Source organism: Sporolactobacillus nakayamae, from assembly GCF_900113325.1.
GTDB lineage: Bacteria > Bacillota > Bacilli > Bacillales > Sporolactobacillaceae > Sporolactobacillus > Sporolactobacillus nakayamae.
Window position 1 is genome coordinate 16,042 of the sequence record NZ_FOOY01000031.1, and the last position, 13,421, is coordinate 29,462.

15 protein-coding genes are annotated in these 13,421 nt (G+C 43.1%); 11 read left to right on the forward strand and 4 right to left on the reverse strand.

Features of this window, described 5'->3' with window-relative positions:
* On the reverse strand, positions 1-984 hold the full coding sequence (locus BM003_RS15900) for a M23 family metallopeptidase (RefSeq protein WP_093674637.1): 984 nt from the start codon (positions 982-984) through the stop codon (positions 1-3).
* Positions 985-1,164: 180 nt separating this feature from the next.
* Between BM003_RS15900 and BM003_RS15905 the strand changes: the two genes are divergently transcribed.
* The 3 genes from BM003_RS15905 to BM003_RS15915 all read left to right on the forward strand — a co-directional run bounded on the left by BM003_RS15905 (position 1,165) and on the right by BM003_RS15915 (position 3,480).
* Positions 1,165-1,455, forward strand: a complete 291-nt coding sequence (locus BM003_RS15905) for a YutD family protein (RefSeq protein WP_245734325.1) — start codon at positions 1,165-1,167, stop codon at positions 1,453-1,455.
* Between the two features lie 153 nt (positions 1,456-1,608).
* Positions 1,609-2,373, forward strand: coding sequence for a TIGR01457 family HAD-type hydrolase (locus tag BM003_RS15910; RefSeq protein ID WP_093674638.1), 765 nt, complete (start codon positions 1,609-1,611; stop codon positions 2,371-2,373).
* A 144-nt stretch (positions 2,374-2,517) separates the two neighbouring features.
* Positions 2,518-3,480, forward strand: coding sequence for a protein kinase family protein (locus BM003_RS15915; RefSeq protein ID WP_093674639.1), 963 nt, complete (start codon positions 2,518-2,520; stop codon positions 3,478-3,480).
* A 51-nt stretch (positions 3,481-3,531) separates the two neighbouring features.
* On the opposite strand, the gene BM003_RS15920 is transcribed toward BM003_RS15915, so the two are convergent.
* Entirely contained in the window at positions 3,532-3,753 is a 222-nt protein-coding gene (locus tag BM003_RS15920) for a NifU family protein (protein WP_093674640.1), read from the reverse strand.
* Between the two features lie 189 nt (positions 3,754-3,942).
* On the opposite strand from BM003_RS15920, the gene BM003_RS15925 reads away from it, so the two are divergent.
* The 7 genes from BM003_RS15925 to BM003_RS15955 all read left to right on the forward strand — a co-directional run bounded on the left by BM003_RS15925 (position 3,943) and on the right by BM003_RS15955 (position 9,534).
* Positions 3,943-4,260: a DUF1462 family protein gene (locus BM003_RS15925; RefSeq protein WP_093674641.1), complete on the forward strand. Its 318-nt coding sequence runs from the start codon at positions 3,943-3,945 to the stop codon at positions 4,258-4,260.
* Between the two features lie 76 nt (positions 4,261-4,336).
* Positions 4,337-4,567, forward strand: a complete 231-nt coding sequence (locus tag BM003_RS15930; RefSeq protein WP_093674642.1) for a hypothetical protein — start codon at positions 4,337-4,339, stop codon at positions 4,565-4,567.
* Between the two features lie 48 nt (positions 4,568-4,615).
* Positions 4,616-5,488 (forward strand): diaminopimelate epimerase, encoded by an 873-nt coding sequence (gene dapF / locus BM003_RS15935; RefSeq protein ID WP_093674652.1) that lies wholly within the window; start codon positions 4,616-4,618, stop codon positions 5,486-5,488.
* 71 nt (positions 5,489-5,559) lie between these two features.
* Positions 5,560-5,925, forward strand: coding sequence for a HesB/IscA family protein (locus tag BM003_RS15940; RefSeq protein WP_093674643.1), 366 nt, complete (start codon positions 5,560-5,562; stop codon positions 5,923-5,925).
* Positions 5,926-6,216: 291 nt separating this feature from the next.
* Positions 6,217-6,774, forward strand: a complete 558-nt coding sequence (locus BM003_RS15945) for a YfbU family protein (protein WP_093674644.1) — start codon at positions 6,217-6,219, stop codon at positions 6,772-6,774.
* 333 nt (positions 6,775-7,107) lie between these two features.
* The gene (locus tag BM003_RS15950; protein WP_093674645.1) at positions 7,108-8,325 is read left to right on the forward strand and encodes an NAD(P)/FAD-dependent oxidoreductase; all 1,218 of its coding nucleotides are present in this window, start codon (positions 7,108-7,110) and stop codon (positions 8,323-8,325) included.
* 303 nt (positions 8,326-8,628) lie between these two features.
* Positions 8,629-9,534 carry a carbon-nitrogen hydrolase family protein gene (locus BM003_RS15955; RefSeq protein ID WP_093674646.1) on the forward strand — a complete coding sequence of 302 codons (906 nt, stop codon included), beginning with the start codon at positions 8,629-8,631 and terminating at the stop codon, positions 9,532-9,534.
* Between the two features lie 202 nt (positions 9,535-9,736).
* Here the strand turns inward: BM003_RS15955 and BM003_RS18145 are convergent, their stop codons facing one another.
* Entirely contained in the window at positions 9,737-9,976 is a 240-nt protein-coding gene (locus tag BM003_RS18145) for an SHOCT domain-containing protein (RefSeq protein WP_093674647.1), read from the reverse strand.
* Between the two features lie 55 nt (positions 9,977-10,031).
* Complete coding sequence (locus tag BM003_RS15965) at positions 10,032-11,639, reverse strand: multicopper oxidase family protein (RefSeq protein ID WP_093674648.1); 1,608 nt, start codon at positions 11,637-11,639, stop codon at positions 10,032-10,034.
* A 535-nt stretch (positions 11,640-12,174) separates the two neighbouring features.
* Between BM003_RS15965 and BM003_RS15970 the strand changes: the two genes are divergently transcribed.
* On the forward strand, positions 12,175-13,421 hold a 1,247-nt coding region (locus BM003_RS15970), incomplete at its 3' end, for a heavy metal translocating P-type ATPase (RefSeq protein WP_143128487.1).

Here is a 13,421-nt window from a genome sequence, read left to right on the forward strand (position 1 = left end):
TTAGTTCTGATTTGCCTGGCGCTCCCATATCCGCAAAGCGGGATAAGGATCCACGGAATATTCTGCCCGTCCGTTATCTCGATAGAGTCCATAATGCAAATGAGGCGGAAATTTCCCCATTGTCCCTTTGGGTCCGTACCCTGAACTGCCGACATAGCCGATCACTTGTCCGGGTTTTGTGATTGCGCCGCCATGCAGACCCGGCGCGTATCCGTTCAGGTGAGCAAAATAATGGTAGTTGCCGTGTAAGTCGCGAATTCCGATTCGCCAGCCCCCGTATTTGTTCCAGCCAATCAGTTCGATAACACCATAAGCGGTTGATCGGACCGGGGTGCCATAATCTGCGAAAATATCTGTGCCCTCATGGATTCGGTTGCCTCCCCAGCCGCGTTTCGCGCCCCAGGTTGACGCGTAATCATAATTGTAGTTTAATGGAACCGGAAATGCGTGTTCCCTTAATTTAGCAGGTTTCGCATGGTCAAAAAGACAGGCAAAATCTTCGATCAAGTCCACTGCTTTACCTCTCTGATAGAAGCGCCAAATGCCTATTCGCGTGTTTTCTTCATCTGGTCCGTCCAAAGCGATCTGTTCGGCAAACGTGAATAGGCGATCTTCGGCGTGATCGAGACTCGCACGGCCATCACCGTCACCATCTTTACCAATACCGCCAAAAAGCGCAATGGTCTTTGGATTCTGATCATCCAGATCGGGATTCAGAGGCCCGACCCAAATTCGTTTTGAAAACGTAATACTGATTAACGGATCTGTTTTCGAATGACCAGGCATGAGGGCATTAATATTGCGTTCGTATTGGTCGCAACCGGCTAGGATGCTCCAACGAATGCCGGTGAGCGCAGCTGTTTTTAAATATAAAGTTTTTCGTTCGTGATCCAATGTATTCGCAGACTCTTCAGCAGATACTGCAGTCGCCGATGTGAAGAATACAATGAAAAAGCAAAGGATGATTCGAGAATGTATTGACATTTCTAAACAACGATCCTTTCATCAAAAAATTTATGTGAACGATTTAGTTTAAGCCCTTTTCACGAACTCTGCGCGATCTGCTATAATGGGAAGTACGTGAACCACTAACACTTACTTTATAACTTTAAGCAGAGGTCTGACGCAGGTGTCCTCGTGCAATCTAGAGGGGAGGTAATCCCATTGACTGGTTCGATTGTTACTGTTGAACATCATAAGTTTGAAGTTATTGAAGATGTTCGGAATGGCTGGAACGAGGAAGCTTTTATGAAACGCTACAGTGAAATTCTGAACAAGTTCGATTACATAGTCGGTGACTGGGGTTATGAGCAGCTGAGACTTCGCGGTTTCTATGAGAACCATAACCCTAAGTCAACCTTTGATACGAAAATAGGAACGCTCGTTGATTACATTATTGAATATTGCAGCTTCGGCTGTGCCTATTTTGTTTTGAAGAAAATAGACGGCAAGTGAAGCCATAGTTAAATCAAATGGAGCTCCATGCCACATCATTCCAAATCAATGGAAGTCAGTGAAGCTTACTATTAGTTTGCTCAAAAGCAGATAATTAATGAATGAGAACGCAAATTTTTTTGCACAGATGAACGTATATGGAGGTACATAACGGTGGGAACGTACGATGCTTTTTTGTTGGATCTTGATGGAACGGTTTATTGGGGGAAAGAAGAAATACCTGAAGCGGTAACCTTTGTAAAGACATTAAAAGAAAAAGGGTTGCGCTATTTATTCGTAACAAATAATTCAACACGAACAAAAGATGCAGTTGCTGATCAATTGAGCGGATTCGGTATTCCATGTACGCCGGATGATGTTCTGACGACAAGCATTGCTACGGCGAGCTATATCAAATCGCGCAAGCCTAACGCAAAGGTTTTGTATATTGGCGAACAAGGCTTGAAGCAAGCGATGGAGCAAGCGGGTCTTGTTTATGAGGAAGAACATCCGGATTTTGTCGCCTTTGGCATGGATCGGCAAATTACCTACGAGAAATACGAGAAGGCATGCCTTGCCGTCCGTTCAGGCGCAACGTTTGTTTCAACAAATCCGGATGTAGCGCTCCCTAATGAACGAGGGCTTGTTCCCGGTAATGGTGCGCTGACCTCAGTTATCAGTGTATCCACAGGGGTGAAGCCGATTTTCATTGGAAAACCGGAGTCGATAATTATTGAACTTGCCCTTAAAAAATTGGGAACGACAAAGCAGCGTACGTTAATGATCGGCGATAATTACGACACGGATATTATGGCAGGGATCAATGGAGGTCTCGACACACTTATTGTGCACACAGGCGTTACTTCGGAAGAGACGTTAAAATCGAAATCAATTCAGCCGACTTACTCGCTAAAATCACTTAGTGAATGGATTTTCTAAAATGCTATGTACCAATACGGCCACGTCTAAATGACGGGCCTCTTTTTATTTTACAAAGAGATGGTCTGGTTATTAAATGAGTGAGTGATCGATAGAATGAATAGAGAATGGCGGAATGCTGACATGCGATTGGAGGCGAGTGGAATGAATACGCCTGATTGGCGTTCAGTGGCAGCTCAAGATTATGATTTGCATGGGATAGATGGATCACGAAGGCTCTTTTTTCATCCAGTCCGTCAATTTTACCATCAAAACTTGGAACAATTGGCGCAATGGGCAGATTATTTATCGGCTGACAGAGGGTTACCCGTCTGCCGTATGTTGCGGAATCATGAGGGGCGATACGACACTGAAGTAAACGGTGAATCTTGGGCTTTGATGGTATTTCCGGAATCAAAGGAGCGCGTAGACTATTCTGCGGGGGCGATGCTGGCGGAACTGCATGCGCAGACAACAGGTGTGGATCCAAGAGCATTTCCAGAGACCCCGGAGCGTTCAAGAGCAAGTGACTTCGAGAGTCGTCTTGACGCGTTGGAGAAAAAATACGCTATAAGCCGAACAGAAAGACAGCATTCAGTCTTTGAACAGGAATTTTTGGATAACTTCCCCTATTTTTTAGGCTGCGGGGAGAATGCGATCCAGATGACTGTGGATGAATCCATTAATTTTCCGAACGAGGAACCACTTTGCATCAGCCACTATCGCTTTGCAAACTACGAAAGGTCGGCTCTTGAAAATCCCGCCGAATGGGTGGTGGATGACCGATCAAGAGATTTGGCAGAAGGACTTCGCGTACTCGCTTGGCGATGTTCGGGAAGCGATCCCCAACAAGCGGCGGAGCAATTTTTGGATGATTATGAATCACGATTTCCGTTGAGTGAACAGGCGATTGGTAAATTGTATAGTCGACTTCTCTACCCACTCGCATTCGTCGAGTGCTGCGAGCGCTATTTCTTTGATTCGAACGCCTCTGATCAGCGCGAACTTGAATTCATTTTACGCAAAGGTGAAGAAAGCGCTGAAGACACTGAACGATTGCTCACCTATATAGCCAACCGCTACAATGGAAGGTTCTATGCCCCGGAATGGCTGACGCGCATCTCATGATAAAAACACCACCCGCTAATTTGGGGTGGTGTTTGGCTTCGCCTGTTCTATTTAAAAGACTTGTTCAAGTTCTTTGATTCCGGGAACATTTTCTACGAGCGCCCGTTCAATACCCGCCTTCAACGTGAGCGTCGAGCTCGGACAATTGCCGCATGCGCCCAGCAGCCGAACGCGTACGATACCATCCTCGACGTTAAGCAGTTCAACATCTCCACCGTCGCGCAGCAGATAAGGACGAAGCTTATCCAGCACTTCTTCGACTTGATTATACATACACACACTCCTTCACTGTCGCATTTAGGTACATTATATCTTTTTTATAGCCGAAAATCTATTTATATGTTTGATAAAATCAAGGATGCTTCACGCAAAAAAAATAATCACGCAACAGTAAATCAGTGACGCCGACGCGTGAATTTGCTATATTAGTTAATAAATTCAATGATTTTTGAGGTGAACAGATTGGAACTTACTGTTTACGGAGCGGAAGCCGTCTGCGCGAGCTGCGTACAGGCACCACCGGCGAAAGCAACTGCGGAATGGCTGCAAGCTGCGCTGGCGCGGAAGTTTGACGGAACGATTGCGATTCGTTACATTGATATTTATAAACCGGAAACAGAAAAAGACCGACAGTATTGCGATAAACTATTAGCCAACGACTATTTTTATCCGTTGGTCGTGTCGGGCGATCAAATACTTGGGGAAGGTTTCATTTCGCTCAAACCCATTGCCCAATTTTGTATCAGCAAAGGGATGCGGCTTCTAGAGGAAGATCGTTAAACGAAAACGATCTACGTGAGTAAACCCAAATCGATGTTTACTGAAGGTTATATCTAATATATGGGAGAGGTTGCTTATGCTTGATTTTCATCACAGCTGGCCATATGAACGGGTGGCAAATGATCTTTATTTTGAAGAATGTCCATTCTGCCACGAATCACCTGTATTGCTTTCGATAAAAAAAGAAGCGGTTGAAGGCGCTTTTGAAGGGATTAAAGCACATCTTGTGATGCCCTGCTGCCATGAGAAAATCGTGATCGAAAATATGGATCAAGATTACATCTGGGCAACTCAAGCGTTGCGTTAACATGTGACTAACTAATTGAGCGGCACGCGCGGAACTGGAGCGATTACTTTGGAACAGAAAATTTCATTTACGAAAATGCATGGACTTGGAAATTGTTATATCTATCTGGATGGAATCACACGGGATTTGTCATCCATTGAATCTTTTCCCGCATTATCACATCAGGTGTCCGATCCATATAAAGGAATTGGATCGGATGGTCTAATCCTCATCCTGCCTTCAAAAAAGGCTGATGTGCGCATGCGAATCTTTAATAAAGACGGTTCGGAAGCGATGAACTGCGGAAATGGACTTCGCTGTGTGGCGAAATATGCCTATGAGCATCAACTTGTTGATTCGCGGCAGTTTGCGATTGAAACATTATCCGGCAATAAGCAGGCAACGGTACACCTTCGAGAAGGGAGCGTTGAGGAGGTTACGGTTGATATGGGTGAACCGATTCTTGAACGCGCACAGATCCCCGTCGCAGGACCTTTAGGCGGACAGCCGGTCATTCGCGAACAGTTGACCGTTGATGGTGAGGATTATGCATTTACAGCCGTATCCATGGGAAATCCGCATGCACTGTTTTTTGTTGACGCTATTGCTGAAGCGCCGATCCACAAATTAGGCGCGCTACTCGCCGATACATATCCGCTGTTTCCAAATGGGGTGAATGTGGGCTTTGTCGAAAAATTATCGGATCATGAAGTGAATTATCGCGTGTGGGAACGTGGATCAGGGATCACTCAGGCATGCGGAACCGGTGCTTGTGCTTCTGTTGTTGCATCGATACTTGAAAAACGCGTCGCAAAGGATGTGCCGGTAACAGTACATCTTGAAGGCGGCGATTTAACAATTGAGTGGCAGTCGGAAAGCAATCATGTGCTGATGACCGGAGAAGCGAAAACAATTTGTGACGGTGTTTACTTTCAAAGATGAAAAGGTGTTTGATTGTGATTGAGGTCACAACAGGATATAATGATACTAAATCATAAAAGGAGCTGAATGAAATGAATATTACGTTGACCGATGCGGCTAGCTTTCGTGTCAAGGAAATGATTGAAAGCGAACCTGGAGAAAATCTATTCCTCCGTGTTGGTGTCGGTGGTGGCGGGTGCTCCGGACTGACATACGGTATGGGATTTGATGATAAGATGATTGATGGCGATCAAGCGTTTGAAGGTCAAGGCTTTAAAGTGGTTGTCGACCAGAACAGCGCGCCAATGCTTGACGGAGTGACCATTGATTTTAAACAAAATTTAGATGGCGGCGGATTCACGATTGACAACCCGAACGCGATCTCATCTTGCGGTTGTGGCCATTCGTTCAAGACCGCAGGCAATGAAGGACAACCTGCGAAACAATGTGATTGTTGATTCGATATAGGACACGTAAAAATCGACGGTGTTCATGACAAAATAATTGGAATGGTTTAACAAGGCCAATTCATTTAGTTCACTAGGTAATGTGAAAACTCGTGGTTGTCTTTTTAAGCGCCTGTTTAGTTGACTGATCTCACTAAAGGGGGCTTTTTCTTTTTGTATGGTGATGTTAAACGATAGTGACCAGCAACATAATCTTTTAACAGAGCATTTAGTTTGAAGCAGGATTATCTCATGTTTTGTTGAATGATTAGTTATATCCTGAAAGAATGGAGATGTTAAACTATGGAACGAATAAAGCTGTCAAAAACAGAACGCCTCATTTTAGCCAATCAATATATTATTTTAAGAAAATTGGATACCCATTCAACGGCTGAGTTTGATGGCATCATTGATGCATTAATCAATGGATATCCTTATATTTATAATGATTATTTTAGCTATGTAAACGATAACATAGATGAGGATGTTGAAACAAAAGTAGTTCATGTCCTAAGTATGTTTAGAAATCTAAATGCGAGCTATCAACAGTTGTCTGAAGATGATAAGAATAAAATTGATGAAAGTGAAGTTGTCTTTAGTGGGTTCGATGGTAGTAACGAAGCGTCGCATTACGCTTTTGCCAAATGTTTGATTAATAAATATGATCGATTTAATGAAGTAAAAGATCTGATTAAAAATAAGAAATTAGAGGATCTGAATGCACATTTTCCTACATTGCCTCGATATAATCAACTCCTAGAAAGATGGCTCACGATTCAAAAAGAAGGACAATTTAGTTCATCTGAAGATCCTTTTCTGACAGTAGATGAACTCAATTACGTCTTGGGGCATAGTTCCTGAACTCGGACCTCGAATTAATTATTCATAGAAGTTGTCACTTGGTGATAAGCAAGCGAGCGGCATCTGATCATTCAGGTGCCTTTGTTATGTCCTAAGATTATTTTTTTCCCATTTGTTTTTACAAAGTTCATTTGACACAAATTGTTCTTGAAATGTTAACAAAAAAGACATATTATTAATAGGGAAAATGAATTAATCCCTGAAAGTTTGTTTGTGCAGATTCGAAACCGTACATCATGCGGAAACGGAACTGTGTAGTCTGTCGGCAAACAAACATTGCGTTACTTTCTTCATCTATTATTTATAAAAAGAAAAAGGTGGCTGTGAACTACTATGAGTAAGCCGAAAATTGTGATCTTAGGTGCCGGATACGGTGGCATGATGGCAACCGTACGCCTCACAAAAGAACTAAGTGCTGAAGATGCGGATATTACGCTCGTTAACAAACATAATTATCATTATCAAACAACCTGGCTGCATGAAGCTGCGGCGGGAACGATTCATCATGACCGGACGAGAATGTTGATTAAGAACGTGGTTAACACGAAACGCGTAAATTTTGTACAAGATTCGGTACAGTCAATTGATCGCGCAAACCACAAAGTACTCCTTAAAAATGGTGAAATCGATTATGATTATCTTGTTATCGCGCTAGGTTTCGAATCGAACACATTTGGTATTAAAGGATTAGATGAAAATGCGTTTGCGATCCGCAGTGTGAACACAGCACGTAAGATTCGTGAACACATTGAATATAAATTTGCCAGCTACACGAGCGACCCGGATGCCAAAGACAGTGATCTGACGATTGTTGTCGGCGGCGCGGGCTTGAGCGGCGTTGAATTTCTTGGTGAGCTTGTTGACCGTATCCCTGCGCTTTGCAAGGAATATGATATTGATCCTAAAAAGGTACGGATTGTCGATGTTGAGGGTATGCCGTTTGTTCTGCCTCCATTTGATCGCGAGCTTGCAAACTACGCACAAAAGTATCTTGAGGGCAAGAATGTTGAATTCAAACTGAGTACCTTTATCAAGGAAGCGACTTCCGAGGGTGTTAAAGTTCAGAAAAAAGACAGCGAAGAACTTGAAGAAATTCAAGCGGGCACAGTTGTTTGGACCGGCGGTGTAAAGGCCAACCATATTCCTGCCGAATCGGGTTTTGAAACCAATCGTGGCAAGATTCAGGTCACCGAAGATCTTCGTTCGCCTGAAGATGATCATATTTTTGCAATTGGTGATGTTGCCGTTGTCTTTCCTCCGAATGCTGAACGGCCATATCCGCCAACGGCTCAAATTGCCATCCAAGAAGCAGAAAATTTGGCTAAGAATGTTAAACACTTACTTAAAGGCGAAGCAACTGAAGGCTTTGTTTACAAACCTAAGGGTACTGTTGCCTCACTTGGCGAAAAACAAGCGATTGGTGTCGTACTCGATCACAAGCTTACCGGCAAACCAGCAGCTGCCATGAAGAAAGTCATTGATGACCGTTATCTGCTCATGCTTGGCGGTGTCAGACTTGTATTGAAAAAGGGCAAGTTGAACTTGCTTTAATGAGTTGAAAAAAATACATTTTTTCCCTTTGAATTGATTGACGGAAATTAATCAATTTAAAGGGATTATTATTTGCCCAGAGAGACACATAGCGATGGAACAAGGGTGTTGGGGGCGACCCTTCCGCTTATCCTGAGCATTTTCAATCCGCTTCATTTAGGATGAAAGCGCCATTCATTAATCCTGAAGTTAGGTAATATGACGCAATTTTGTAAAATAATTTGACATTTATGAATTCAGTGATAGTATAAACACGTATTTAAAACCGAAACAACTAAATTTAATCTGAAGGGAAGAGATTGTGTGGTCAAGGATGTCATGAATTTGTCTGTTGTTACCTTTAACGCTGTGTGGGGGGACAAAGAAAAGAACCTAAACCGCATCAAGGGCTACATCGAGAGTGCTGCCAAAAGGGGTAGTGATTTTATTGTTTTTCCGGAAATGGCCTTAACGGGTTATGATGATGAGGCAGAAAAGCCGCTTGAAGAAAAAATGCAATTCAAGCTGTCAGAAACGATTCCGGGTGAGGCGACGGACGAGATTGAAAAATTAACCCAGCAATATGGTATCTATGCAGTGTTCGGCATGCCGGAAAGAGACGCCTCAAACCCGTCAACTCTCTATAACTCCTTGGCTATTTTCTCTCCCGAAGGATTAGTCGGCTCTTATCGCAAGATGCATTTACCAGCTCCTGAACCTAATTGGGCAAAACGCGGAGATAAACCGTTCATATTAGAAACTCCATGGGGCCCAATCGGATGTGCTATTTGCTATGACACCTACTGTTTCCCGGAACTGATGCGCTACTACGCATCTAAGGGCTGCCGTCTTTATATAAATAGTACCGCGCTTGCTAAATGCCATGGAAAAGGTTTGGGTACGACCACGCTGGAGGCGGGCGTCATTCGTGAAGGGATTTATATCGCATCGTCGAATTTAGGCGGGGTTGATCTTTATAATGAATTCTGGGGCGGCAGCAGCATCATCGGCCCAAGCAGAAAGACATGGGAACCTTACTATTTTGCAGGCCATAAATTTACAGATGAAGTGGCTGATGAATCCGAGATTTTTACAGCAACCATTGATCTTTCCCTGGCTACGCGATTTTTGTTCAAAGATAATCCATCTGTTGAGGGAACGGATTGGCGGCCTGATAAATATATCGCCATGTTTGAAGACTCAATTAAAGATCCACAGCATGGAAAATGATAGAGGATAATTAAAAAAACATCTGTATTGCGTGCGTCAAGAAGTACGCGTCATTCATAAGAAAGAAGCTGTCTCATGAGTCAATTTTTCGACACAGATACAGCTTCTTTATTTATTTGAACAAAAGCTAATGCTGATTTGCGGCATATTGGATCGTTTGGTCGGATTCAATAAGCCGCATGAACAAAAAAGATACTGAGAATCAGTCGTGCAAGACCTTTTTCATCTTGTTGTATTCTTCTTCTGTGATGTCACCTCGAGCAAATCGTTCTTTCAAAATTAATTCATAGCGATTAGTGTCTTCTGATTTGTTATTCACTCTTTTGATCAGGACAAACGCCAAATAGATTACAGCGATGAACAGAGCTAATTGAACAAGCCATCCGATAAATCCCATACCGATAACGTAACCATTCATCATGCCGCCATTCCACCCCATCATGATCAATCACCATCCTTAATCCTATTTTAACATGATTTTTAGGCTTCTAAAAATTTTATTCTGGTTTATTGCTGCTTGAAGATCCAGGCGCATAACTTGGGTGAAAATCTGTATAGGTCACTTCAGTTACCATACCTGCGTTTGCATGATGAAGATCATGACAATGGAACATCCAATGACCTGGATTGTCAGCCAGGAATGCAACTTCATAAGTTTCGCCTGGTTTGACATTCAACGTATCTTTGTAGATGGGTGAACCTGTTACAGGTTTGCCATCTTTACTTAACAATTGGAAGAATTGGCCATGCAAATGCATTGGATGATTATTCATCATGTCGCGGTTAACTAGCTTAATTTTAACACGGTCACCTGATTTTACTTTTATCGGTTCCGTCTTCGGGAACGTTTTTCCGTTGATCGTATAAACCATCCCGTTCTCGTTCATACCCGCATTGAGATTCATCGTATAGGCGACGTCGTATTTTTGATTTAAGGTGAACTCAGGATTTGCGTTCGTCCCATAGTTCGCAAGATTAATTGCCGGTAATTGTGTGTTTGCATTTGGTTGGTCAGTTATAGTCTTGCTGCCTTCATAGTCAATCAATGCCTTCATTCCGTCTGTACCCTTTGCTGTGCCATGATCCTCGACATACCATTTTCCCGGATTGTCAGCGACAAAGGAAACATCATACCGTTCTCCGGGTGCGATGGAAATAACCTTGTTCTTAATTGCTTGAGGATTATTCACAGGTTGCCCGTCGGTTGCGATGATCTTGATACTGTGACCATGGATATGAATATTGTGTGGGAGGTAGCCGGCATTAATGAAGCGCAGTCGGACCTTATCTCCTTTTGTCACGGCCAACGGTTTTACTAAATTTCCGCTTTTTCCATTGATGGTATACAAGTCATACATGCTCATATTATCTTTCATCATATTTCCGGACATATTCATGTTGCCCATATCTATATTTCCGTCACTTGAGCTGCCATTATCTGAACCACTCATATCCATGCCAGGCATGCTACCCATTCCGGAGCCTTTGCTGTTTTTTTTACTTTGTGACCCTGGAGTCATTGTTTTTATTTGACTATTGATCTGACCTTTATCCGTTACCCATTCATCCAACATCAACGTATAATCCTTATCATATTTTTCTGCAGGATCTTCAACAATGAAGGAACCATATAACCCCCGGTCCACCTGATTCACTGAATCTTGATGTGAGTGATACCAATAAGTGCCGGCTTTATCTGCAATAAATTCATAAGTGAAGCTCTTTCCCGGAGCTACTGCGTCTTGTGTGACACCCGGAATACCATCCATCTTATTGGGAACGGGATAACCGTGCCAGTGAATGGAAATGGAAGCAGGAAGCTCATTTTTTAAGGTGACACGTACTTTTTGACCCTTCTCTACACGGATTTCCGGACCTGGTGCCGATCCATTAAATGTCCAGACCGGAACCGTAACGCCGCTACTCAGCTTTTGTGCACCTTTTTCGGCGACAAGTGTAACATTCGGACCCTTTAATATTTTGGGTGATTCTGAAGCAGCTGATTGCTTATTGGACGTTTTGTTACTATTTTCTGTAGCCGCAGAACATGCAGAAATGATGAGTAATGTAAATACTGCAACCGCGACGAATAGAAGTTTTTTCATGTATGCACTCTCCTCATTTGGTTTACTCAAGTGTAGAAGACAAATGTGGAGAAACTGTGAAGATTTCAAAAACACCATAAAATAATTCAATGTGTCTAGGGACAGTTACGGGTAAGAAATTTATAGGTGTTGATGCTTTAATATAAAGGCAGAGATTGTATCATTCCTTAGAACAGAAGGAAGAAGGAAGTCTGATGTTTCACTGATTTCTCTTTCTGCTCGTGCTTGTTTTCGAATGATCTCAAAAAAGATATGACATTTTTCATAACCTAACAAAATCTACACATCTGTTCATTAGAATGGATGAGACGAAAAGATAGGCAGTGGTTTTCATTTAATGATAAAAGAATCTCACGAATGAGTAGAACAGATACCAATTTTATCGTTTGATTCATATACCCCTGGTGGGTATAATGACGTTGAAAGGAGATGGAAAGAGCTGCCAACCTAATTCTTTAATCGGAACAATTACAAACAATTTATTCTGGATGTTCACGTTGACTTCTGGACGAACGGATATAAGGGGATGAGATGAATGAGTTCAAAGGCTATACAGATTGGAATTACAGGGATGACCTGTGCTTCTTGCTCTACAAGGATTGAAAAATCGCTCAATAAGATGGATGGCGTCGAAGCGAATGTCAACCTCGCATTGGAAAAAGCGAAGGTGACCATCAATGAGGAAAAGGCAAGACCCACGGACATTGTCCAAAAGATTGAAAAGCTGGGTTACGGTGTACGGACGCAGAGATTGGATGCTGATATTCTCGGAATGACTTGTGCCTCATGTGCTGCGCGAATTGAAAAAGGATTGAGCCGTATGACTGGTGTCGTATCAGTCCAGGTTAATCTGGCGACTGAATCTGGGACTGTAATCTTTCAGCCAGGGATTACGGAGCCAAATGCAATTTACAATCAAGTCAAAAGACTTGGATACGAGGCTGTTCCGAAACAAGAACAGGCAACGGACGCAAAAGAGAAGGAGCTCAGAAGAAAGCTTCAGAAACTAATCTTGTCCACTGTTCTTTCGCTACCACTGCTTTACACCATGATTGCACACTTGCCCTTTAACACAGCCCTACCGATCCCTCAGTTGCTGATGAATCCATGGTTCCAGCTCATCTTGGCTGGTATTGTGCAGTTCTACATTGGCGGCCAGTTTTATATCAGTGGTACAAAGGCTCTATTAAATAAGAGTGCCAATATGGATGTTCTGGTTGCACTGGGTACGAGTGCTGCTTACTTTTATAGCGCGTTCGAGACACTCCGTTATCAGTTCGGCGGACTCACCAATCCTGAGCTGTATTTTGAAACGAGTGCGATTTTAATTACGCTTGTCCTGTTGGGTAAATATTTTGAATCACGTGCAAAAAGGCGGACGACTGCGGCGATTACTGAACTGATGGGACTGCAGGCCAAAGAGGCGACAATCATTGAGGACGGGAAGGAACGAAAAGTACCGATCGATCAGGTTGCTGTCGGTGATTTGTTACGTGTCAAACCTGGAGAAAAAATACCTGTAGATGGTATCGTTGTCAACGGCCGTTCTTCTGTTGACGAATCAATGATTACTGGTGAATCCATCCCTGTCGAAAAAGGAAAAGATGACAAAGTAATCGGCGCAACGGTGAATGCAAATGGAACGCTGACCATGAAGGCTGAAAAAGTAGGGAAAGATACGGCACTTGCCGGGATTGTCAAGATTGTTGAGGAAGCCCAGGGATCAAAAGCACCGATCCAGCGGCTCGCTGACAGTATCTCGGGTATCTTTGTCCCGATTGT